The organism is Sphingobium sp. RS1, from assembly GCF_056156825.1.
This window is the reverse complement of sequence record NZ_JBLZXE010000002.1, coordinates 170,202-191,964: the sequence shown is the minus strand read 5'-3', so window position 1 is coordinate 191,964 and position 21,763 is coordinate 170,202. Positions and strand designations below refer to the sequence as shown.

The window sequence follows — 21,763 nt, the reverse complement described above, 5'->3', positions numbered from 1 at the left end:
TTTGCGGAGACACTGATGCGCTGCCCTTTCTGCGCCCATGAAGACAGCCAGGTGAAGGACAGCCGGCCGACGGAAGATGGCAATGCCATCCGCCGCCGCCGCCAGTGCGAGGCATGCGGTGCGCGTTTCACAACCTTTGAACGCATCCAGTTGCGCGACATCTGGGTGGTGAAGAGCGAGGGCCGCAAGGAAGCGTTCGAGCGTGACAAGCTGGCCCGCTCCATCGGCATCGCCTGCCGCAAGCGGCCGATCGATCCCAGCCGTCTGGAAAAGCTGATCTCCGGCATCCAGCGCCAGTTGGAAACCAGCGGCGACAGCGAAGTCCCCGCCCGCTCGATCGGCGAGATGGTGATGGAAGGGCTGAAACGGCTCGACAGCGTCGCCTATATCCGCTTCGCCAGCGTCTACAAGGACTTCACCGATGCCAGGGATTTCGAGGAATTTGCCAGCACGGTGAAGGAGGTTGGACGGGAGTAATCGCTCCGCCCATCCGGTTCGCGCTTGTCGAGCACCCGACGAAACGGCATCATTTGAGAAACCACCAGTCGGCCCATCACAAAAGTCCGTTCAGTTCGAGCCTGTCGAGAACCACAGCCTACATGAGTTTCTGGATTTACATCCTTCGCTGCTCCGATGGCACTTATTACACCGGGCATACCGACGATCTGGAAAGGCGCATCGCACAACATCAAATGGGCGAACTGCCGGGATATACCCATGACCGCCGCCCGGTCGAACTGGTCTTCAGCGAGACGTTTACCGATCGGATTGATGCCCTGGAACGGGAGCGACAGGTCAAGGACTGGTCGCGCAAAAAGAAGGAGGCACTGATCCGGGGCGACTGGAACGCAATCTCTGACGCAGCCCGTTCTCGACCACGTGTCTCGACTACGCTCGACCCTGGCTCGAACCGAACGGAAGAGCTAGAGGCTCAGCCCCTACTCAGGACGAACGGATCAATGACAGATATTTCGATGCTCCCCCTCCCCCCCGTTATCGTCCTCGTTCGCCCGCAACTGGGCGAGAATATCGGGAAGGCGGCGCGGGCCATGCTGAATTTCGGACTGACCGAAATGCGGCTGGTGACGCCCCGCGACGGCTGGCCCAATCCCGATGCCGGTCCGGCCGCCGCCGGCGCCGACTTCATCCTGGACAAGGCGCAGGTGTTCGAGACGCTGGCCGATGCGGTCGCCGATTGCGCCCATGTCTATGCCACCACGGTGCGCAAGCGCGGCGTGACCAAGCCGGTCGTGACGCCGGAAGAGGCCGCGCGCGAAATCCATACGGCGCAGGGCCGGGCCGCCTATGTCTTCGGGCCGGAACGCTCAGGGCTGGAGACGGAGGATGTCGCGGTCGCCCGCAAGATCCTGACGGTGCCGATCAACCCGGAATTCGGGTCGTTGAACCTGGCGCAGGCGGTCATCCTGTGCGCCTATGAATGGTCTAAGAACGCCAATCTGGCGCAGCCGACCGTGACCGAGCTTGGCGAACCGGCCCCGCAGGTCGAGCTGGAAGGGATGATCGAGCAGCTCAACATGTTGCTGGAAAAGGTCGGCTATTTCTTCCCGCCCGACCGCGCCCCCGCGACCAAGCTGACGCTGCGCAATCTGCTGACGAAACCGGGCTGGAACCATCTGGAGGTCCGCACCCTGCGCGGCGTCCTGTCCCACCTCAATCGCCCGCGTGAACGCTGAAGCCCCCCCGTTCGGTTCGAGCTTGTCGAAAACCACGCGCCATGTTCTCGACAAGCTCGAACCGAACGGGGGTAGTTTTAACCCCGCGTCCGATCATATTCCGCCATTTCATAGGCGATCGATGCTTCGACCAGTTGCTCCCACAGGTCGGCGATCACGTCCACCGGCGCGCCGACCCGCTCGGCCTCGACCTTCGCCTGATCGATCACCTGCTGCTTGCGCACTTCGTCGCGCACGGCGCTGCGGTCGGGCTTGATCCGGGCGGCGGCGCGCATATGGGCGAAGCGCTGGCCGAGCAGCGCGACAAGCTGGCGATCCAGTTCGTCGACGCCCGCGCGCACCTCTTGCATGCTGATATAGCTGTCAGGGTTCATGCGCGCCGGATTAAGCCGCCACGCGCAACCTGTCGAGGGCCAGTCCGTGCTTGACATGTCACTGTCATATGGCCATAGGCGCGCCTTCGCGATTGGCCCTGCATCCCGGTGAAGCGGTGGCCCTGCCCCTGAGCGTATGACGCAATATGGAAAGCAGGCGATACCGGGGATAACGTTAAAAGCATATTGCAAGGAATTACACATGACGAAGCGCACCAGCGCCAAGTACAAGCTCGACCGTCGCATGGGCGAGAACATCTGGGGTCGCCCGAAGAGCCCGGTCAACAAGCGTGAATATGGCCCCGGCCAGCACGGTCAGCGCCGCAAGGGCAAGATGTCGGACTACGGCATCCAGCTGCGCGCCAAGCAGAAGCTGAAGGGCTATTATGGCGACATCACCGAAAAGCAGTTCAAGAAGAACTATTTCGAAGCCAGCCGCATGAAGGGCGACACCGGCCAGAACCTGATCGGTCTGCTGGAGCGCCGCCTGGACGCCGTCGTGTACCGCGCCAAGTTTGCGCCGACCATCTTCTCGGCTCGTCAGATCGTTTCGCACGGCCACATCTATGTGAACGGCGTGAAGTGCAACATCGCGTCGCGTCTGGTGAAGCCGGGCGACGAAATCACCCTGGGCAAGAAGGCGCAGGAAATGGCGCTGGTTCTGGAAGCGCAGAGCCTGCCCGAGCGTGACATCCCCGACTATGTGTCGCCGGACGGCGCCGCCAAGGTTACCTATGTCCGCGTTCCGACGCTGGACGAAGTGCCCTACCCGGTGAAGATGGAACCGAATCTGGTCGTCGAATTCTATTCGCGCTAATCGGTTTTCCGAACAGAGTTATAGAAAAGGGCGGCCCCGCAAGGAGCCGCCCTTTTTCTTTGCCTTGCGCTGCGGAAAGAACGGAAGGGGGAGGAGTCGCCCTCCCCCCATCCGTCCTGCTTACTTGCCGAGCGCCAGCAGGAAGTCGGCGCTCTGTTGCAGCATGTCGGCCCGCGCATCGCTGTCGTCCAGATTATGGGCCAGACCGTCATAGACGACCAGCCGGCTACGCTTGCCTGCGCCTTCCAGCTTGCCCTGCATGATCCGCGCCTGCGTGATGTCGACATTATTGTCGTCGGTGCCGTGGAACATCAACACCGGCGCCTGGAACTGGGCGGCGTGATTGGCCGGTGAGGCATCGGCCGCACTGTCGCCGCGCCCCATGCGCTGCTGCTGCAAATAATAGTCGGACCAGAAACGCGACCGCCGGATGCGGTCCGGAATGTCCGTCACGGGCGCGATGGCGACGATCGCCTTGAACAGATTGGGGTCGATCGCCTGTGCCTGCAACGCCGCATAGCCGCCATAAGACCAGCCCAATATCGTCAACCGCTGCGGATCGGCACCGCTTTCCGACACCAGCCAGCGACCGGAATCGACGATATCGCCGATCGCGGTCCGCCATGCATGATAGCCATTCTTCATCAGCCATTGTTCGCCAAAGCCGGCGGAGCCGCGAAATTGCGGCTGGATGACCGCGAAACCGCGCGCCGCATAATATTGGGACATCCAGTCGAACCCCCATTCATCACGGGATTCGGGGCCGCCATGGGGCATGACGATGGCCGGCAGTCCCTTGGCGCTATCCTTGCCCGGCGGCAGGGTCAGATAGGCGGGGATGGTCGTACCGTCCTTTGCCTTGAACTGGACAGGCTTCATCGTTGCCAGCACCCGCCCCGCCAATTCCGGTCGATCCGGCATGATCGGCGACAATTTGCGGGCAGCTTTGTCGAACAGATAATATTGCCCCGGATCGACATCGCTGCCGGCCCAGATCAGCACCCGCTTCCCATCTGCACTCATGTCGCCGATACGGACCGCCTTGCCGCCCAGCGCCTTGCCCAGAGACTGTACCAGGCTCGCGACAGCGGGGTCGAAATAAATGGCCTCCCGATATTCATCGGTAAAGCTGGCGCCCACCACGCGGCGGTCGCGCCCGACCTGAATCACGCCCGTGACGTCGACCTTCGGATTGGCATAGACTAGTGTCTTTTCCAGCCCCGGATCGAGCTTTACCGTGACCAGCGCATCCCGACCATCGGTCTTCTCAAATCCATAGGCGACATTCGCGGCGGGATCGACGGCAATCGGGTAGAAGCCCGTTTCGGTCTGCGAATTATAGATCGAAAGCTGACGCCAGTCGCTGCCATCGGCACCGCGATACAGGAATTTATACTGGCTCGTGATATAGCCGCTATCCTTACGCTCCCACAGGCCCATGACACGAACCTTCCCATGGCCATCGGTCACGAAACGGAAGGCATTCTTGTTGGGCACCTCCACCCGCCGGGCCACACCAGTCCGGCTGTCGATCCGGTCGACGCCCAGCCCTTCGGCCTTCTTCTCGATCAGGCTGCCGGCCTTGGCTTCGGGGACATAGGAGCGAGCCATCAGCATCGCGCCATCCTCGTCGGGCAAGAAATCCAGCACATCGCCGCCGCGCAAGTCATAGCCCAGCGCATTCTCGCCTCGCTTCTGGTTCAGGCTCTTGACGTTGCCGCCCGCGGCGTCGACCGCGACGACATTGCTGAAGCTGTAGACGTCATCGCCATAACGCTGCGTGCTGAAAATATCGCAGGCCAGCCGCCCGGCGCCGATCCAGTCGCAGTCGGTCAGATATTCCGGCTTGCCGCTGCCGGTCAGCACTACCTTGGGCTCCGCGCCCTCCCTGGCGTCCAGCACATGCACCCGCGTCATCCGGCCCGGTCCGGCCGCGACAAGCGCGATCTTCTCGCCATCGGCGGAAAGGCTGGCGGAAATCACCGTCTCGCGCGCGCCAAACGCCTTGGCCAGCGCGTCGGGCTGCCCCTGCGCCAGCGCGACCGGCGCAGCCCCCATCGCCAGCAGCGCCAGCGCCGCCTTCGAAAACTGTCGTACCACCTGCAATATTCCCCCTTGAAATCCCCTCTGTATCAAGGGCTAAGCCAAGAGTTTGATAAAGGCAATCGCCTCCGCTTGCCCTGCTTACTGGCTGATGGCATCACCCGCACATTCGTAAAATAAAAGGGGTCATCCCATGCGCTCTTCCATCGCGGTGATTGCCGCCATTCTCGCCCTGACCGCCTGCTCGACCGAAGGCACCGAAAAGCCCGCTTCATCGGCCGCCGCACCGTCGATCGACACGATGAAGCGTCTGGTGCAGGAACTGTCCTCCGACGCCTATGAAGGCCGCGCGCCCGGCTCCGCCGGCGAAGAAAAGACGCTCGCGCTGCTCGCTGCCGAATTTGGCAAGCTGGGCCTGAAGCCCGGAAACAAGGGCAGCTGGTTCCAGGACGTGCCTCTGGTGGAAATCACCGCAAAGAATGTGTCGCCGCTCACCTTCACCGGCGGCAAGGCCGACGTCAGCGCCACCTATGGCGCGGAAATGGTGGCCGGCACCTATCGCACCACGGAAAAGCATATCGCGGTCAAGGACAGCCCGGTCGTCTTCGTCGGCTATGGCATCAATGCCCCGGAAAAGGGCTGGAACGACTATGCCGGGCTGGACGTGAAGGGCAAGACGGTCATCATTCTGGTCAACGACCCCGATTATGAGACGCAGGGGCTGACCGGCCCGTTCAACGGCCGTGCCATGACCTATTATGGCCGCTGGACCTACAAGTTCGAGGAAGCCGCGCGGCAGGGCGCCGCTGCCGCGATCATCGTGCACGACACGGTGCCTGCCGCCTATGGCTGGAATGTCGTGCAATCGAGCTGGACAGGGGCGCAGCATGTCGCCGACAGCGCCAACGGCAATGTCGACCAGAGCCAGGCGATCGGCTGGATTCAGAAGGACAAGGCCGCCGCCCTCTTCGCCAGCGCCGGGCTGGACCTGAACGCCCAGATGGCCGCAGCCAAGAAGCCTGGCTTCAAGGCGGTGCCGCTGACTGGGGTGAAGGCCAATCTCTCCTTCGACAATGAGTTGCGCAAGCATAGTTCCAAAAATGTCGTTGCCCTGCTGCCCGGCAAGACGCGGCCGGACGAATATGTGCTGTACAGCGCCCATTGGGATCATCTGGGCCATTGTGAGGCCGCGCCGGACGGCGACGATATCTGTAACGGCGCGGTCGACAATGCCACCGGCACGGCGGCACTGGTCGCACTTGCGCAGGCCAATGTGAAAGCAGGACCGACCGACCGCAGCCAGGTGTTCCTGGCGGTGACGGGCGAGGAATCGGGTCTGCTGGGTTCGGCCTATTATGGCAAGAACCCGGTCTTCCCCTTCGCCAAGACCGTGGGTGGCGTGAACATGGACGCGCTCAGCGTTGCGGGCCTTGCCAAGAATGTCGTCGTCATCGGCAAGGGCAAATCCCAGCTCGACGCCTATCTCGACCGCGCGCTCAAGGCGCAGGACCGGGTCGCCACCACCGAACCGACGCCGGAAAAGGGCTATTATTACCGCTCCGACCATTTCAGCTTCGCCAAATATGGCCTGCCGATGCTCTATTTCGAAGGCGGCGAGGATCTGGTGAAGGGCGGCACGGCCGCCGGCATGGCCGCAGCGGAAGATTATACCAAGAACCGCTATCATGGTCCCAAGGACGAATATGACCCCAATTGGGACTGGACCGGCATCGCCGCAGACCTGAAGCTTTATTATGATGTAGGCCGCGATCTGGCGACGACGAACGACTGGCCCAACTGGGTGGAGGGCGACGAATTCCGTGCCATCCGCGACAAGGATCGCGCGGGCAAGTAAAGGACCGACAAGTAGTGGAGGGCTGGCGACGGAAAATGCCTGTCGCCAGCCTTTCATCTTCCTGTCTATACTGGGGACATGACCCAGAAATTCGACCGGCGCGTCCTGCCGATCACCTCCGCCGTCGCGGCGGCCCTGCTCGCCACCGGCTGTTCCCGCAGTCCCGACACCGCCAACAGCGACGTGCGCGTCTGCCGCGATGCGGAAGGCCGCCGGGTGGAGGACAGCAACTGCCGTTCTCACGCCGGCAGCGGCGTCGCGACGGGGGCGTTCCTCTGGTATTATCTCAACCGGGGTAGCGCAGTCGCGCGGGTCGGCCAGCCGCTCAGCGGCGGGTCCATCGCCCCCAGCTTCGGCAAGAACTATCGCGAGGCGTCGCAGTCCACGGTGACGCGCGGCGGCCTTGGCCTGTCAGGCGGCAGCGGCCTGTCCTGATGGAACGCATCGACTGCACACCGCGCCCGGCCTGGCAGGCGCGGGTGGAATCGCTCGGCCTGGTATGGCACGGCGCAAATGATCGCCCCTATTGGGACGAAAGCGCCGCATGGCGCTTCACGCCGGCACAGATCGACGAGATCGAGACGGCGACGGCCGAACTCTATCGCCTGTTCCTGGCCGCCGGCCAGCATGTGCTGGACCATGATCTGCTGGGCGATTTCGGCATCCCCGCTTTCTGCCATGACCCGATCCGGCAAAGCTGGGACGGGGAGCCGGCCGCGCTCAACTATGGCCGGTTCGACCTTGGCTATGACGGGTCGGGGCCGCCCAGGCTGTTCGAATTCAACTGCGACACGCCGACCAGCCTGCTGGAAGCATCGGTCATCCAGTGGGACTGGAAGGAAGCCGTCTTCCCGAACGCCGACCAGTTTAACAGCCTGCACGAACGGCTGGTCGCCCAATGGCGTGCGATCGCGCCGCCGCGCGGCACGTCCATGCTACACCTCACCTATGTCGACGGCAATATGGGGGAGGATGCGGTGACAGTCGCCTATATGGCCGACACCGCGCGGGAGGCCGGGATCGACACGCAACTGATCCTGACCACCGACCTAGGCTGGGACAGCGCCCGCCGCCGTTTCGTCGATCTCGACTATCGGCCGATCGACGCGCTCTATCATCTCTATCCCTGGGAATGGATCGTCCACGAACCGTTCGGCCGGGAAGTGGTGGAGAGCCTGGATTCAACGCTGTGGATCGAACCGATCTGGAAGATGATCTGGAGCAACAAGGCCATCCTGCCGATCCTGTGGGATCTCTTCCCCAACCATCCCAATCTGCTGGAGGCCAGCCGGACGCCGATGGCCGGCGACCATGTTGTCAAGCCGCTACTCGCCCGCGAAGGCGCCAATGTCCGCATCGTGCGGGACGGCGCCACCGTGGCGCAGAGCGGCGGGGACTATGGCGAGGAAGGCTTCGTTTACCAGCGGCTCTTTACCCTGCCGGGCGAGGGCGAACGGCGGCCGGTGCTGGGCAGTTGGGTTGTGGACGGCGAACCGGCCGGCATGGGCATAAGGGAGGATGGACCGATCACCGGCAATGGCGCCCGGTTCGTGCCGCACATCATCGCCTGATGGCTCATCAACCGGCGGGATTGCCGGCCGGGCTATAAGTCCAGTTCTGCGTGCCGCTGCCGTCCATCTTCGACGTTTCGGCCATCAGCAGCCGCCCCTCCCGCCAATAGCGTATGCGTTGCGGATAGTCGTGATCGGGATTGGCGAAGGTCACGTCGCGAACGCCCTGTTCGACGGCGGGGAAGATCGTCGCCGGGCCGCCATCGGGCGCCGCATGCAGCGCCAGCGATCCGTCCGCCGAGCGCACGATGCGCATCACTTCCCAGCCGCGCAGGCTTTCGCCCCGCCCGGTGCGGCCGACGCCGATCATCGTACCGCCCCGTGGCAGGGTCCACACTTCCTCGCTCCACCGGTCGCCGGCATTTTGCAGCCATTCCCCGGTCAGCCAGTCGGGCAACTCGCCCGCGCCGGCTCTGGCCGACAGCGTCAGCAGCAGAGTCGCCGCGATGATCGAAATGTGTTTCCGCATGGCGTTTCGCCCTCTGTCCAGACCCGGTCGGGCACGCTATGGAGCGCGCATCATTCCCGCACTTTACGGACCGGCCTTCCCGCCGGGCAAGGATAAAAGCCATGACGTTTCGCATGCCCGCCGAATGGGCGCCGCACGACTGGACCTGGATCGGCTTTCCGACCAACCCCGCCGAATGGCCCGGCGCGTTCGAGGAAGCCCGCGTTCAGATCGCCGCCTTCGCCAGCGCGCTCCATGCCGATGGCAAGGGCGAAGAGGTGCGCCTGGTTGTCGCCAATGAGGGCGATGCGGCGGCCGCGCGCGTACTGGTCGCGCCCGGCGTGTCGGTCATCGTGCACCATCTGGGAGACGTCTGGCTGCGCGACACTGCGCCGATCGCGGTGTTGAACAGCGCAGGCAAAAAAGCGCTGGTCGATTTCGGCTTCAACGGCTGGGGCGGCAAATATCAGATGCCCGGTGACGAGGATATCGGCGCGCGCCTGGCCGCAACCACCGGCCTGCCAACCTCAACCCAGAATTGGGTGTTCGAAGGCGGCGCGATCGACACCGACGGCACAGGGCTGTTCGTGACGACCGAGCAATGCCTGCTCAACCCAAATCGCAACCCGGACCTGGATCGCGGCAAGATCGAGACACTGCTGGCCGGCGCGCTGGGCCTGTCGGACATGCTATGGCTGGGCGACGGCCTGCTCAACGACCATACCGACGGCCATGTCGACAATCTCGCCCGCTTCGTCGCGCCCGGCAAGCTGGCGCTGCCGATCGCCACGACCCCGGACGATCCCAACGCCGCCCTCTATGCCGACGCCCGCGCTCGCGCGAAGGCCTTCGGCGTGGACGTGATCGACATTCCCTCCCCCGGTCTGGTGCTGGTGGATGGCGAGGCGATTCCGGCCAGCTACATGAACTTCTATGTCGGCAACGCCGCCGTCATCGTGCCCATCTACGGCCAGCCCAACGATCAGGCCGCGCTCGACGCCTTCCGCCCCTTCTTCCCCGGCCGGGAGATTGTAGGATTGCGCAGCGACGCCATATTGTCCGGCGGCGGCAGCTTCCATTGCTGTAGCCAGCAGATGCCCAGCCTGTAACCTGTATTCCGTTCGGGCTGAGCCTGTCGAAGCCCTGCACTTTTCTTCAAGAAAGAACGGCCCTTCGAGACGCTCAGGGCGAACGGTGAGAGACGCGAACAATGACCAAAGTGACAGTAGCCGCCCTGCAACTCGCCTTTTCGGACGACATGGCCGACAATATCGCGCTGGTCGCCGACCATGTGCGCCAGGCGGCCGCGCGCGGCGCCAAGATCATCCTGCCGCCCGAACTGTTCGAAGGCCCCTATTTCTGCCGCGTCGAGGATGAGGCCCTGTTCGCCCGCGCGCTGCCGACCGACGAGCATCCCGCCGTGCAGGAAATGCGCAAGCTGGCCAGGGAACTGGGCGTCTATATCCCGACCAGCTATTTCGAGCGGGACGGCCATCATCATTACAACTCGCTCGCCATGATCGATGATGAGGGCGAGATCATGGGCGTCTATCGCAAGAGCCATATTCCCGACGGGCCGGGCTATGAAGAAAAATATTATTTCCGCCCCGGCAATAGCGGCTTCAAGGTGTGGAAGACGAAATATGGCACCATCGGCGTCGGCATCTGCTGGGACCAATGGTATCCCGAAACCGCGCGCTGCATGGCGCTGATGGGCGCGGAAATGCTCTTCTATCCGACCGCGATCGGCTCCGAACCCTATGATGCGGATCTGGACACCAGCCGCATGTGGCGCCGTGCGATGATCGGTCATGCCGTCAGCAATTGTATGCCGGTGATCGCCGCCAACCGCATCGGCGATGAAGAAGGCCAGCTTTTTTACGGTCACAGCTTCATCAGCAACGAATGGGGCGATTTCGTTGCCGAGGCCGATGCGAAGGATCATGGTGCGCTGGTGGCGACGCTTGACTTGGCGCAGGCGCGCACCCATCGCGCCGGCATGGGCTTCTTCCGCGACCGCCGGCCCGACCTTTATGGCCGGATCGCGCAGGATATCTGATTAGAAATGACCGAACCGACCGAAGACACCGCCATCGACACACCGGAAGAGGCCGCAACTGACCATCCGGGCGACCTCAGCCGGCCGCAGAAGCGCCTGCTCAAGCGGCTCTACAATGCCCGCACCGTACCGGTGATGGCGGATGAACGGCCCTTCCTGACCTACAGGGAGGCGGCGCGCTACCTGCTGAAGCTGGACGGCGACGCCCGCGAATCCGCTTACGCCCAGATGAAGGCGCATGTGCGCGACAAGGTCCGCTAAAAGCGTGCCCCTATCCCATCATCCGTTCGTTTCGAGCGCAATAGAGAAACCATGGCTGACGCTGGCCGCTTCTCGACTCCGCTCGAAGCGAACGGATTAGGATGCCGGATCGCCGGACAATGGCGGACTCTGGCCCCCATTTCTACGTGCTGGCGCTGGGGTCGAACCGGCCGCTGTCGGCGCGCCTGACGCCTGTCCGCCTGCTGGACGCCGCTACCGCACTGATCGGCGAGCAGGCACGGGTGCTGCGCGTTTCCCCCATCCTCTCCACCCCGCCACTCGGCCCGTCGGCCCGCCGCTTCGCCAATGGCGCGCTGCTGGTCGAAAGCGCGCTGCCTCCACCCGCCATGCTGGCCTTCCTCCAGACGATAGAAAATCGCCTGGGCCGCCGCCGTTACCGCCGCTGGGGCGCGCGCAGCGTCGATATCGACATCATCCTCTGGTCTGGCGGGCAATGGAGCAGCCGCACGCTCACCATTCCCCATGCCGCCTGGCGCCTGCGCAGCTTCGTGCTGACCCCGCTGCTCGCCGTCGCCCGCGACTGGCGCGACCCGCGCACCGGCCTGTCCGTCCGCCATTTGCACGCGCGCCTACAAAAAGCCGCACGCCAAGGTTGACCATCCGGTCCGTCGCCATTAGGGCGACCTCCACCGCTTCGAGGGTCCATAGCTCAGTCGGTAGAGCAACTGACTTTTAATCAGTAGGTCGCTGGTTCGAGCCCAGCTGGACTCACCATTTTCATCATCATTGGCGTCACGCCGTCATCGCATTAAGGCGGACGGAACCGGAGAACGCCCGATGACCAGCATCCTCTCGACACGCCCCATCTATCAGGGCTGGCTCAACCTGCTTCTGGTCGCGATGCGCGAGCCCGACGGCGAGACATTCGAGCGCCATGTGGTCGAGATGAATCGCGCCGTCGCCGTCCTGCCCTATGATCCCGATCGCCGGGTCGCGCTGGTCGTATCCATGCCCCGCACCCCGGTGATGCTGGCGGGCCTGCCCGACATGTTGGAAGCGATTGCCGGCATATTGGAGGATGAACCGGCCGACTGCGCCCGGCGCGAGGCGCTGGAGGAAGCGGGTGTGCGGCTGGGCGCCCTCACCCATCTTGGCCAGATCTGGAGCATCCCCAGCGTCGTGACCGAGAAGATCGATTATTTTCTCGCGGAATACCGCGCGGTGGACCGGATTGCGGCCGGCGGCGGGCTGGACGAGGAGCAGGAACATATCAGCGTCCACGAACTGCCGCTGGACGATCTGTGGACGATGCTGGCGGACAAGAAGATCGGCGATGGCAAGCTGGCGATCACATTGATGGCGCTACGGCTGCGACGGCCGGACCTGTTCAGCGTTCCGGTCGACTAATCAGCACCGAACGCGCCGCCACATCGACATCGCCCTCCGGCAGGTGGAAGCAGCATGATTCCTCCGCGCCATTGACGCACACGGCCAGACCGCTCGCCCGATAGCGCAACGCCAGCCTGCGACGGCCCGGATCTTCCCATTGGCCGACCGTCAGCGCCTGCCCATCCTCGTCCAGCCATTCCACATCGGCGTCGGCCAGCATGGCGACCTCCTGCAACTCCGCCGCCTCCGCCCGCAACGCCGCCAGCGCAAAACTATGCGCCTCCAGTGCCCGGTCACGCCCCGTCCAGTCGATCCAGCTGATCGCATTGTCCTGCGCATAGGCGTTGTTGTTGCCCTGCTGGCTGCGCCCGAACTCGTCGCCGGCGGTCAGCATGATCGTCCCGCGTGAGGCGAACAGGGTGGACAGCAGCGCCTCCCGGTCCCGCCGCCGCGCGGCCTGCACCGCCGGATCGTGACTTGGCCCCTCGACGCCGTTGTTCCAGCTGAAATTCTCGCCATGGCCGTCGCGATTTTGCTCGCCATTGGCCTCATTATGCCGTTGTTCGTAAGCAGTCAGATCGGCCAGGGTGAAGCCGTCATGCGCCGCCAGGAAATTGACGCTGCGGGTTCGATCCCCGCCAAAAATATCCGACGAACCCGCCAGCCGCGTGGCCAGTGCGCCCAGCATCCTCGCATCGCCACGCCAGAATCGCCGCATATCGTCGCGATAGCGGTCATTCCATTCCAGCCAGTCGTCGCCGAACCGCCCCAATTGATAGCCTCCCGGCCCGATATCCCACGGTTCGGCGATCATCACCCGGTCCGCCAGCAACGCATCGGCGCGCATTTCCTGTAACAGCGGCGCCTGTGGATCGAACCCGTCCGCCATCCGCCCCAGCGCCGGGCCAAGGTCGAAGCGGAAGCCGTCCACCCCGGCATGCGCCACGAAATGCTGCAGCGAATCGAGGATCAGCCGCCGCGCGATCGGCGCGTTGCAGGCGATGCTGTTGCCCGTGCCGGTATCGTTGATGAGCGCGCCGTCCGCCGCGTGCCGGAAATAGCCCCGCGCATCCAGCCCGCGCAGCGACAGGGTCGGCCCCATGGCGTCGCTTTCCCCATCATGATTATAGACCATGTCGAGGATGACGCCGATGCCCGCCGCATGCAGCGCCGTCACAGTCTCCCGCAGTTCCGCCATCCCGCCCGGCGCCAGCCGCGGGTCGATCGCGAAATAGCTGACCGGATTATAGCCCCAGGCATTAGTGAGGCCCAATGGCCCCAGATGCCGCTCGTCGATCCAGGCGTTGATCGGCATCAGTTCGACCGCGGCGACATGCAGCTGTTGCAGATGGGCGATGACGGCCGGATGGGCGAGCGCGGCGATCGTCCCGCGCTGCGTTTCCGGCACATCGGGATGCAGCATGGTAAAGCCGCGCACCTGCACTTCGTAGATCAGCCCGCCCGGAACGAAGCAGGGCGGTTCGGGCGCGATGACAGGCAACCCTGCCGTCACGACGCCCTTCGGCATCAACGATGCCGTATCGCCTCCTTGCCCGAGCGGCGCGGCCAGCGCCGGGTCATAGACAAAGGCCCGGTCGATCGCCTGCGCATAGGGATCGAGCAGCAGCTTGTCGGGATCGAACCACAGGCCCGCACCGGGATCATAAGGGCCATCAGCGCGAAACCCATAACGCGCGCCCTCTCCCACGCCGGCGGCCTCGCCATGCCAGCAGCCATCGGCATCGCGCAGCATCGGCAGCCGCACCTCCCGATCATCGCCGTCGAAAAGGCAGAGCCAGAGTTGCGCCGCATCGGGCGACCAGACCGAAAAGCGCGTGCCGCCCGCGCCGATGACCGGTCCGAAGGTCACGCCGCCTCCGCGATCAACGCCCGATAAAGATCAGCATAGCGCGCGGCACTATGCGTCCAGCTGAAATCGGCGCCCATGCCTGCGCGCTGCATCGCCTCCCATGTTGGCTTATCGGCGTGCAGTGCCACCAGCCGGTTAAGCGCGCCATGCAGCGCCAGTGAATCGTCTGGCGCGAAGACGATGCCCGTCGCCGCGCCCGCGCCCACCGCCGCCTCATTGGCGTCGATCACCGTGTCGGCAAGCCCGCCGACCCGCGCCACCACCGGCACACAGCCATAGCGCAGCGCATAAAGCTGGGTCAGGCCGCATGGCTCGAACCGCGATGGGATCAGGATGGCGTCTCCGCCCGCCTGCATCAGGTGCGACAGCGGCTCGTCATAGCCGATCTGCACGCCGATCCGTCCGCGATGCCGGTCCGCTGCGCCCAGCAGCGCGCCTTCGAACGGATGATCGCCCGACCCCAGCACCGCCAGCTTGCCGCCCAGCGCCACCAGATGCTCGGCCGCGTCGATCAGCAGGTCCATGCCCTTCTGCCAGGTCAGGCGGCTGACGATGATGCAGAGCGGCGCGGCATCATGGTCCAGCCCAAAGCGCGATTCCAGCGCGCGCCGATTGGCCGCCCGCTTGCCCAGCGCGCGCGCGCCATAGGGTTTGGCGATCAGCGCATCGGACGCGGGGTTCCAGATGTCGGTATCGACGCCGTTCAATATGCCATGCAGCTTGTCGACCCGCCCGTTGATCAGGCCATCCAGCCCCATGCCATGCACCGACGACCGGATTTCCTGCGCATAGGTCGGGCTGACCGTAGTAATCGCATCGGCCGACACCAGCCCCGCCTTCAGATAGCCGATCCCGCCATAATATTCGACGCCATCCACGCCCCAGGCTTCGGGTGGCAGGCCAAGGTGCGGGAAGATATCCGCCGCGAACCGCCCCTGAAAGGCAAGGTTGTGGATCGTCACCAGCTTGGGCACATGCGCCGCCGGGCCGAAGCGCATATAGGCCGCCGTCATCGCCGCCTGCCAGTCATGGACATGGACGGCATCGGGCCGCCAGCCTTTCAGCCGTCCTTCCGCTATGTCCGCCCCGGCCCGCGACAGCGCCCCGAAGCGGCGCCAGTTGTCGGGCCAGTCATTACCGCCCTGATCGCCATAGGGGCCGCCTTCGCGCGCGAAGAAGCCGGGCGCATCCAGCACCAGCAGATCCAGACCGTCGACCTGCGCAGCCAGCAGGCTGGCCGCCACGCCGAACAGGTCGGGATAGCGATGGACGATCTTCGCCTTGCCCAGCTTCGCCATGATCGCGGGATAGCCGGGCACCAGCGTCCGCGCCTGCACACCCTGCCCCGCCAGCGCACCGGGTAGCGCACCGACCACATCGGCAAGGCCGCCAGTCTTGATAAGCGGATAGATTTCGGACGCGACCGACAGCAGCTTGATCGTCATGACGTCGCTCAGGCCGCCAGCCGGTCGATCATCGCCTGCGTCACCAGACAGATGCCGCTGTCCGTCCGGCGGAAACGTTGTGCATCATAATCCGGGTTTTCGCCGATGATGAGGCCCGGCGGAATGATGATGCCAGAATCCACCACGCATTTGTGCAGCCGCGCGCCGCGCCCGACCTCACAATTGGGCATGATGACGCTGTCCGTCACCGACGAGAAACTATGAGTGCGTACCCCCGAAAAGAGCAGGCTGCGATGCAGCGACGATCCCGACACGATGCAGCCGCCCGCCACCAGCGACGATGTCGCCGATCCGCGCCGGCCATCCTCATTATGCACGAACTTGGCCGGCGGCGTGACCTCCGAATAGGTCCATAGCGGCCAGCTGCGGTCATACAGGTCAAGGCTGGGCACCACGTCGGTCAGGTCGACGCTGGCCTGCCAATAGGCGTCGATCGTGCCGACATCGCGCCAATAGGGGACCAGTTCGCTCTCTGCCCTCACGCAACTGCTGGAAAAGCGATGCGCCACCGCTTTGCCATGCTTGACGATATGGGGGATGATGTCACCGCCGAAATCGCGCTTGCTGGCCGGGTCGTCGGCATCGCGCCGCAACTGTTCGATCAGGAAGCGGGTCTGGAAGACATAGATGCCCATCGACGCCAGCGCCATGTCCGGCTGGCCGGGGATGCCGGGCGGGTTTTTGGGCTTTTCGATGAAGGCGGTGATGACGTCCGCTTCATCCACATGCATCACGCCAAAGCCCACCGCCTCCATGCGCGGCACCTCCAGACAGCCGACGGTAACGTCCGCGCCACTGTCGACATGCTGCTGGAGCATCAGCTCATAGTCCATCTTGTAGACATGGTCGCCGGCCAGAATGACCATATATTCGGGCGCATAAGCCTCGATAATATCGATATTCTGGTACACGGCATCGGCCGTGCCCTCATACCACTGGCTTTCCGAAATACGCTGGCTGGCGGGCAGGATATCGAAGCTCTCGTTGCGTTCGGGCCGCAGGAAGTTCCAGCCGCGCTGCAAATGGCGGATCAGCGAATGCGCCTTATACTGCGTCGCCACGCCGATGCGGCGAATACCGCTGTTGAGCGCATTGGAGAGCGCGAAGTCGATGATCCGCGCCTTGCCACCGAAATGCACGGCAGGCTTTGCGCGCCGGTCGGTCAGTTCGGCAAGGCGGCTGCCGCGTCCACCCGCCAGCACATAGGCCATGGCATCACGCGCGATCGGCTGATATTTGCTCTGCATTAAAGGGCCTCTCCTCTTGTCGCCCGCATGTGCCTGCACGCGCCCGTCCTGTTCAATAATCCAGTTCCAGCATCAGGGTTGCAAAGGGCGGGATGGTGATATTTGCCCACCCTTCCTCATCCGCCTGCACCTGTCCCATATTGCCCGCGCCGCTGCCGCCATAATCGTGCGCGTCGCTGTTCAATATCTCGCGCCAGCGCCCGCCCGATGGCAGGCGCATGCGATAGCCATGCCGCAGCACCGGCGTGAAATGGCTGATGACGACGATCGGCCGGGCGCCCGGCGCGCGCCGTTGCCAGGCGAAGACGCTGTCGGCCGCGCCATCCACCAGCACCCATTCAAACCCTTCCGCCTCGCAATCGCGTGCATGCAGCGCCGGGCGGGAGCCATAAAGATGGTTGAGGTCGCTCACCAGTTTCTGCACCCCCAGATGGGGCGCATGGTCGAGCAGATCCCAGTCGAGCGCACGATCCTCGCTCCATTCGCCGCGCTGAGCAAATTCCTGCCCCATGAACAGCAGTTTCTTGCCGGGATAGCCCCACATGAAGGCATAATAGGCCCGCAGGCTCGCGAACTTCTGCCAGTCGTCCCCGGCCATCTTGTGCAGCAGCGACGCCTTGCCATGCACCACCTCGTCATGGCTGAGCGCCAGCACGAAATTCTCGCTGAAAGCATAGAGCAGGCCGAAGGTGATATCGTCATGATGATGGGCGCGATGCACCGGATCACGCTGCAAATAGCGCAGCGTGTCGTGCATGAAGCCCATATTCCACTTGAAGCCGAAACCCAGCCCGCCGGCATCCACCGGCTGCGACACGCCGGGCCAACTGGTCGATTCCTCGGCAATGGTCATGATGCCGGGATGCGCGCCATAGAGCGCCTTGTTCATCTGCTGGAGGAAGGCGACCGCCTCCACATTTTCCCGCCCGCCATGATCGTTGGGAATCCACTCGCCGGGTGCGCGCGAATAATCGAGATAGAGCATGGAGGCGACCGCATCGACCCGCAGTCCGTCGACATGATAGCGCTCCGCCCAGAACAGTGCATTATTGAACAGATATTGCGCCACTTCGCGCCGGCCGAAATTGTAGATGGCGGTGTTCCAGTCGGGGTGGAAACCCTTGCGCGGGTCGGCATGTTCGTAGAGCGCGGTACCGTCGAACCGGGCCAGCCCATGATCGTCGGTCGGGAAATGCGCCGGCACCCAGTCGAGGATAACGCCGATCCCCGCCCGGTGCGCGCCGTCGACAAAACGCGCAAACCCCGCCGGATCGCCGAAGCGCGCGGTCGGCGCATAGAGGCCCAGCGTCTGATAGCCCCAGCTGGGATCATAGGGAAATTCGCTGATCGGCAAGAATTCGATATGGGTAAAGCCCATGCCCGCGACATAGGGGATCAGCCGGTTGGCCAGTTCATCCCAGTTCAGGAAATCACCGTCATCGCCGCGCTGCCATGAGCCGGCATGCACTTCGTAGATCGATACGGGCTGCCGACGCGCATCGGCCGTGCGCCAATATTCGCGATGGCGATCGTCGCCCCATTTGTGATCGTCGGGCGCTGCGACGATCGATGCGGTGGAGGGCCGCAATTGCGACTGGAAGGCGAAAGGATCGGCCTTGAGCGGCAACAGCACGCCGTCCGCCCCGACGATTTCATATTTGTATGCGCTGCCCGGCCCCACCTCGGGCAGGAAAATCTCCCACAGGCCAGCGTCGGCGCGATGGCGCATCAGGCCGCGCCGCCCGTCCCAGCGATTGAAGTCGCCGACCACCGCCACACGCCGCGCATTAGGCGCCCAGACCGCGAAATGGGTGCCGGGCACGCCTTCATGGGTGATGACATGTGCACCCAGCTTGTCGAACAGACGGCCGTGCGATCCTTCGGCCAGATAATGATCGTCCATCGGCCCCAGCACCGGTCCGAAACTATAGGGATCGGTGAGTGCATAGCTGCCGCCATCGCCATAGGTAGCGACATAGCGCAGCGGTTGGCGCTCTTTGAGCGACACCTTCCCGAAGAACAAGCCATCGCCATGCACTCGCTCCAGCGTCCCGACGCTCTTGCCGTCCAGCGTCTGCGCCTTGATGCCGACCGCCTCCGGTAACAACACGCAGGCGGTGAAGCCCTTTCCGGCGGGATGCACGCCAAGCGTGGCAAAGGGATCGTCGTCCAGCCCGCCGACCAGATTGTCGATCTGTTCGGGCGTCAGCGCCATCCTAGCCCCTGATCCCGGTCATGGCGCGATCTTCCAGATGTCTGCCGCATATTCGCGGATCGTCCGGTCGGACGAGAACCATCCCATGCGCGCGACATTGTGGATCGCCTTCTTCGCCCAGAGCGCCTGATCCGACCAGAGCGCATCGACGCGGCGCTGCGCGGCGGAATAGCTGTCGAAATCCGCCGCGACCATGAACCAGTCATGGTCGTATATGCCCTGCACCAGCCCCTTGTAGCGATCGGGATCGTCGGGGGAAAAGACACCGCTGGCGATGGCATCGAGCGCCTGTCCCAGTTCGCGGCTCTGGCCAATCACGTCGCGCGGCACATAGCCCTGCGCCCGCCGATCATTCACTTCCTGCGCGGTCAGGCCAAAGATGACGATATTATCATCCCCCAGATGGTCGCGCATTTCGACATTGGCGCCATCCAGCGTGCCGATGGTCAGCGCACCATTGACCGCGAACTTCATGTTGCCGGTGCCCGACGCTTCCATGCCGGCCGTCGAAATCTGTTCGGACAGGTCGGCGGCGGGGATCATCACCTCCGCCATGGACACATTGTAATTGGGCACGAATTGCAACTTCAGCAGCCCCTGCACCGCCGGATCATGATTGACCGCGCGCGCGACGTCGCCCGCCAGTTTGATGATGAGCTTGGCATTATGATAGCTGGGCGCGGCCTTGCCGCCGAACAGCTTCACGCGCGGCACCCAATTCTTTTCCGGGTGCGACCGGATCTGGTCGTAGAGCGACACAGCCTCCACGATATTGAGCAACTGTCTTTTATATTCATGGATGCGCTTGATCTGGATATCGAACAAGGCCGCCGGGTCGATCCGGGCATTGACCCGCTTGCGCAGCAGGTTCGCCAGTTCCACCTTGTTGGCGCGCTTGACCGCCAGAAACTTCTCCTGGAACGCACTGTCGTCGGCGAAGGCATCCAGGTCGCGCAGCGCTTCGGCGTCGTCCAGGAACCGGTCACCGATAGCCTCGCGGATCAGGCCCGTCAGCCCCGGATTGCACTGCATCAGCCAGCGGCGGAAGGTGACGCCATTGGTCTTGTTGTTGATCCGCGCCGGGTACAGCTTGTGCAGGTCGGCAAAGACCGTGACCTTCATCAGGTCGGTGTGCAGCGCCGACACGCCATTGACGCTGTGCGATCCGGCAAAGGCGAGGTTACCCATCCGCACCCGCCGCTCGCCGCCCTCGTCGATCAGGGAAATCGTGCCGATCGCGCCATTATCGAACTGGCCGGATTTGCGCGCTTCGCCCAGCAGCTTGCTGTTGATCGCATAGACGATCTGCATATGCCGGGGCAGCAGCCGCTCGAACAGCGGCACCGGCCAGCTTTCCAGCGCTTCGGGCAGCAGCGTGTGATTGGTGTAGCTGAACGTCCGGCGGGTAATGTCCCACGCCTCGCCGAAATCGACGCCATGGTCGTCCAGCAAGATGCGCATCAATTCAGCCACCGACACCGCCGGATGGGTATCGTTGAGCTGGATCGCCGCCTTGTCCGGCAGGGTCTTCACATCGCCGAAATATTGGATGTGCCGGCGCACAATGTCCTGCAATGATGCGGAGGAGAAGAAATATTCCTGCCGCAACCGCAATTCCTGCCCGGCGGGCGAAGAGTCCGCAGGATAGAGCACCCGCGTCAGCGCTTCGGCCCGGTTGCTTTCGGACAGCGCGCCCAGATGGTCGCCGGCATTGAACTTGTCGAGCAGGATCGGGTCGATCGGCTGCGCTTCCCACAGGCGTAGCGTATTGACCCGCTTGCCGCGCCAGCCCGCGATCGGCGTGTCATAGGGGGTGGCGATCACCCGCTCGCTCGGCCGCCACTGCATCTGGTGCGGCCCGGCATCCTCGCCCTCGGCCGGGTCGACGCGCCCGCCAAAGCCGATCTCGTAACTCGCCTCGCGCCGCTCGAACTCCCATGGGTTGCCGTGCGCAAGCCAGTTTTCGGGCAGTTCCACCTGCCAGCCGTCGCTGATTTCCTGCCGGAACATGCCGTTGACGTAACGAATGCCATAGCCATAGGCGGGCACATCGACCGTCGCCATGCTTTCCATGAAGCAGGCGGCCAGACGGCCAAGCCCGCCATTGCCCAAAGCCGCATCCGGCTCCAGCGCGGCGATGATGTCGATGTCGACGCCGAGCGAGGCGAGCGCCGCCTGCATGTCGTCCAGCATTTCCATGTTGGACGCGGCATCGCGCATCAGCCGGCCGATCAGGAATTCAAGGGACAGGTAATAGACCCGCCGCCCTTCTTCCTCATAGGTTTTCTGGGTGGAAGTGATCCAGGCGTCGATCACCCGGTCGCGAATGGCCAGGATCACCGCATGCAGCCAGTCATGGGGCTTGGCCGCCACCGCATTCTTGCCGATGCGATAGGTCAGCCGCTCGACAATCTCGTGGGCCAGGACGTCCGGGTCCACCTGCCGCGGCGCGGGCTTGGGAAGCTTCGTCTGGCCCTTGAGATTCATCGCCTG

Annotated in this window: 19 protein-coding genes and 1 tRNA gene; 12 read left to right on the top strand and 8 right to left on the bottom strand. The window is 63.8% G+C overall.

Annotated elements, in window-relative coordinates; all coding sequences use genetic code 11:
* Window positions 1-15 precede the first annotated feature (15 nt).
* Both nrdR and ACNHGR_RS02570 read left to right on the top strand, forming a co-directional pair.
* A complete protein-coding gene (nrdR, locus tag ACNHGR_RS02575; protein ID WP_184271520.1) occupies window positions 16-477 on the top strand; it encodes a transcriptional regulator NrdR in 462 nt (153 codons plus the stop codon).
* Window positions 478-599: 122 nt separating this feature from the next.
* The gene (locus tag ACNHGR_RS02570; RefSeq protein ID WP_475283997.1) at window positions 600-1,694 is read left to right on the top strand and encodes a TrmH family RNA methyltransferase; all 1,095 of its coding nucleotides are present in this window, start codon (window positions 600-602) and stop codon (window positions 1,692-1,694) included.
* A gap of 77 nt (window positions 1,695-1,771) precedes the next feature.
* Here ACNHGR_RS02570 and ACNHGR_RS02565 read toward each other — a convergent pair whose 3' ends face one another.
* Window positions 1,772-2,068 carry a chorismate mutase gene (locus ACNHGR_RS02565; protein ID WP_475283996.1) on the bottom strand — a complete coding sequence of 99 codons (297 nt, stop codon included), beginning with the start codon at window positions 2,066-2,068 and terminating at the stop codon, window positions 1,772-1,774.
* 202 nt (window positions 2,069-2,270) lie between these two features.
* Between ACNHGR_RS02565 and rpsD the strand changes: the two genes are divergently transcribed.
* The gene (gene rpsD / locus ACNHGR_RS02560) at window positions 2,271-2,885 is read left to right on the top strand and encodes a 30S ribosomal protein S4 (RefSeq protein ID WP_184271515.1); all 615 of its coding nucleotides are present in this window, start codon (window positions 2,271-2,273) and stop codon (window positions 2,883-2,885) included.
* A gap of 120 nt (window positions 2,886-3,005) precedes the next feature.
* On the opposite strand, the gene ACNHGR_RS02555 is transcribed toward rpsD, so the two are convergent.
* The gene (locus ACNHGR_RS02555) at window positions 3,006-4,943 is read right to left on the bottom strand and encodes an alpha/beta hydrolase family protein (RefSeq protein ID WP_475288304.1); all 1,938 of its coding nucleotides are present in this window, start codon (window positions 4,941-4,943) and stop codon (window positions 3,006-3,008) included.
* Window positions 4,944-5,121: 178 nt separating this feature from the next.
* Here ACNHGR_RS02555 and ACNHGR_RS02550 point away from each other — a divergent pair, with 178 nt between their 5' ends.
* From ACNHGR_RS02550 to ACNHGR_RS02540, 3 genes are all read left to right on the top strand, one after another.
* Window positions 5,122-6,783, top strand: coding sequence for a M28 family peptidase (locus tag ACNHGR_RS02550; protein ID WP_475283995.1), 1,662 nt, complete (start codon window positions 5,122-5,124; stop codon window positions 6,781-6,783).
* A gap of 78 nt (window positions 6,784-6,861) precedes the next feature.
* The gene (locus tag ACNHGR_RS02545; protein ID WP_184271510.1) at window positions 6,862-7,218 is read left to right on the top strand and encodes a hypothetical protein; all 357 of its coding nucleotides are present in this window, start codon (window positions 6,862-6,864) and stop codon (window positions 7,216-7,218) included.
* Window positions 7,218-8,354, top strand: coding sequence for a glutathionylspermidine synthase family protein (locus ACNHGR_RS02540; protein WP_475283994.1), 1,137 nt, complete (start codon window positions 7,218-7,220; stop codon window positions 8,352-8,354). Before ACNHGR_RS02545 ends, ACNHGR_RS02540 begins: the two co-directional genes overlap by 1 nt.
* A gap of 7 nt (window positions 8,355-8,361) precedes the next feature.
* Here the strand turns inward: ACNHGR_RS02540 and ACNHGR_RS02535 are convergent, their stop codons facing one another.
* Window positions 8,362-8,823: a DUF6265 family protein gene (locus ACNHGR_RS02535; RefSeq protein ID WP_475283993.1), complete on the bottom strand. Its 462-nt coding sequence runs from the start codon at window positions 8,821-8,823 to the stop codon at window positions 8,362-8,364.
* 101 nt (window positions 8,824-8,924) lie between these two features.
* On the opposite strand from ACNHGR_RS02535, the gene ACNHGR_RS02530 reads away from it, so the two are divergent.
* The 6 genes from ACNHGR_RS02530 (at window position 8,925) to ACNHGR_RS02505 (ending at window position 12,490) form a co-directional block, all read left to right on the top strand.
* Window positions 8,925-9,911: an agmatine deiminase family protein gene (locus tag ACNHGR_RS02530; RefSeq protein ID WP_475283992.1), complete on the top strand. Its 987-nt coding sequence runs from the start codon at window positions 8,925-8,927 to the stop codon at window positions 9,909-9,911.
* Between the two features lie 101 nt (window positions 9,912-10,012).
* Window positions 10,013-10,861 (top strand): N-carbamoylputrescine amidase, encoded by an 849-nt coding sequence (gene aguB / locus ACNHGR_RS02525; protein ID WP_475283991.1) that lies wholly within the window; start codon window positions 10,013-10,015, stop codon window positions 10,859-10,861.
* 6 nt (window positions 10,862-10,867) lie between these two features.
* Complete coding sequence (locus tag ACNHGR_RS02520; RefSeq protein WP_221417148.1) at window positions 10,868-11,122, top strand: hypothetical protein; 255 nt, start codon at window positions 10,868-10,870, stop codon at window positions 11,120-11,122.
* A gap of 119 nt (window positions 11,123-11,241) precedes the next feature.
* Entirely contained in the window at window positions 11,242-11,739 is a 498-nt protein-coding gene (gene folK / locus ACNHGR_RS02515; protein WP_184271493.1) for a 2-amino-4-hydroxy-6-hydroxymethyldihydropteridine diphosphokinase, read from the top strand.
* Between the two features lie 42 nt (window positions 11,740-11,781).
* Window positions 11,782-11,857 (top strand) — tRNA-Lys (locus ACNHGR_RS02510).
* A 63-nt stretch (window positions 11,858-11,920) separates the two neighbouring features.
* Window positions 11,921-12,490: an NUDIX domain-containing protein gene (locus ACNHGR_RS02505; RefSeq protein WP_475283990.1), complete on the top strand. Its 570-nt coding sequence runs from the start codon at window positions 11,921-11,923 to the stop codon at window positions 12,488-12,490.
* On the opposite strand, the gene glgX is transcribed toward ACNHGR_RS02505, so the two are convergent.
* From glgX to ACNHGR_RS02480, 5 genes are read right to left on the bottom strand one after another with little or no spacing between them, the layout of a single operon-like run.
* The gene (gene glgX / locus ACNHGR_RS02500) at window positions 12,471-14,342 is read right to left on the bottom strand and encodes a glycogen debranching protein GlgX (RefSeq protein ID WP_475283989.1); all 1,872 of its coding nucleotides are present in this window, start codon (window positions 14,340-14,342) and stop codon (window positions 12,471-12,473) included. The genes ACNHGR_RS02505 and glgX overlap by 20 nt on opposite strands.
* On the bottom strand, window positions 14,339-15,787 hold the full coding sequence (gene glgA, locus ACNHGR_RS02495; protein ID WP_475283988.1) for a glycogen synthase GlgA: 1,449 nt from the start codon (window positions 15,785-15,787) through the stop codon (window positions 14,339-14,341). The genes glgX and glgA overlap by 4 nt, the downstream gene beginning before the upstream one ends.
* 8 nt (window positions 15,788-15,795) lie before the next feature.
* Window positions 15,796-17,055 carry a glucose-1-phosphate adenylyltransferase gene (gene glgC / locus ACNHGR_RS02490; RefSeq protein ID WP_184271484.1) on the bottom strand — a complete coding sequence of 420 codons (1,260 nt, stop codon included), beginning with the start codon at window positions 17,053-17,055 and terminating at the stop codon, window positions 15,796-15,798.
* 52 nt (window positions 17,056-17,107) lie between these two features.
* Window positions 17,108-19,270, bottom strand: a complete 2,163-nt coding sequence (gene glgB / locus ACNHGR_RS02485) for a 1,4-alpha-glucan branching protein GlgB (protein WP_475283987.1) — start codon at window positions 19,268-19,270, stop codon at window positions 17,108-17,110.
* Window positions 19,271-19,288: 18 nt separating this feature from the next.
* Window positions 19,289-21,757, bottom strand: a complete 2,469-nt coding sequence (locus ACNHGR_RS02480; RefSeq protein ID WP_475283986.1) for a glycogen/starch/alpha-glucan phosphorylase — start codon at window positions 21,755-21,757, stop codon at window positions 19,289-19,291.
* Window positions 21,758-21,763: the final 6 nt, after the last annotated feature.

What these genes read in the sequence shown, in the direction of transcription:
- ACNHGR_RS02535 (WP_475283993.1), bottom strand. Translation starts at nt 8,823, where the DNA reads ATGCGGAAACACATTTCGATCATCGCGGCGACTCTGCTGCTGACGCTG.
- ACNHGR_RS02545 (WP_184271510.1), top strand. Translation starts at nt 6,862, where the DNA reads ATGACCCAGAAATTCGACCGGCGCGTCCTGCCGATCACCTCCGCCGTC.
- nrdR (WP_184271520.1), top strand. Translation starts at nt 16, where the DNA reads ATGCGCTGCCCTTTCTGCGCCCATGAAGACAGCCAGGTGAAGGACAGC.
- aguB (WP_475283991.1), top strand. Translation starts at nt 10,013, where the DNA reads ATGACCAAAGTGACAGTAGCCGCCCTGCAACTCGCCTTTTCGGACGAC.
- ACNHGR_RS02530 (WP_475283992.1), top strand. Translation starts at nt 8,925, where the DNA reads ATGACGTTTCGCATGCCCGCCGAATGGGCGCCGCACGACTGGACCTGG.
- folK (WP_184271493.1), top strand. Translation starts at nt 11,242, where the DNA reads ATGGCGGACTCTGGCCCCCATTTCTACGTGCTGGCGCTGGGGTCGAAC.
- ACNHGR_RS02480 (WP_475283986.1), bottom strand. Translation starts at nt 21,757, where the DNA reads ATGAATCTCAAGGGCCAGACGAAGCTTCCCAAGCCCGCGCCGCGGCAG.
- ACNHGR_RS02555 (WP_475288304.1), bottom strand. Translation starts at nt 4,943, where the DNA reads ATGGGGGCTGCGCCGGTCGCGCTGGCGCAGGGGCAGCCCGACGCGCTG.
- ACNHGR_RS02520 (WP_221417148.1), top strand. Translation starts at nt 10,868, where the DNA reads ATGACCGAACCGACCGAAGACACCGCCATCGACACACCGGAAGAGGCC.
- glgC (WP_184271484.1), bottom strand. Translation starts at nt 17,055, where the DNA reads ATGCAGAGCAAATATCAGCCGATCGCGCGTGATGCCATGGCCTATGTG.
- rpsD (WP_184271515.1), top strand. Translation starts at nt 2,271, where the DNA reads ATGACGAAGCGCACCAGCGCCAAGTACAAGCTCGACCGTCGCATGGGC.
- ACNHGR_RS02540 (WP_475283994.1), top strand. Translation starts at nt 7,218, where the DNA reads ATGGAACGCATCGACTGCACACCGCGCCCGGCCTGGCAGGCGCGGGTG.
- ACNHGR_RS02550 (WP_475283995.1), top strand. Translation starts at nt 5,122, where the DNA reads ATGCGCTCTTCCATCGCGGTGATTGCCGCCATTCTCGCCCTGACCGCC.
- ACNHGR_RS02505 (WP_475283990.1), top strand. Translation starts at nt 11,921, where the DNA reads ATGACCAGCATCCTCTCGACACGCCCCATCTATCAGGGCTGGCTCAAC.
- ACNHGR_RS02565 (WP_475283996.1), bottom strand. Translation starts at nt 2,068, where the DNA reads ATGAACCCTGACAGCTATATCAGCATGCAAGAGGTGCGCGCGGGCGTC.
- glgA (WP_475283988.1), bottom strand. Translation starts at nt 15,787, where the DNA reads ATGACGATCAAGCTGCTGTCGGTCGCGTCCGAAATCTATCCGCTTATC.
- ACNHGR_RS02570 (WP_475283997.1), top strand. Translation starts at nt 600, where the DNA reads ATGAGTTTCTGGATTTACATCCTTCGCTGCTCCGATGGCACTTATTAC.
- glgB (WP_475283987.1), bottom strand. Translation starts at nt 19,270, where the DNA reads ATGGCGCTGACGCCCGAACAGATCGACAATCTGGTCGGCGGGCTGGAC.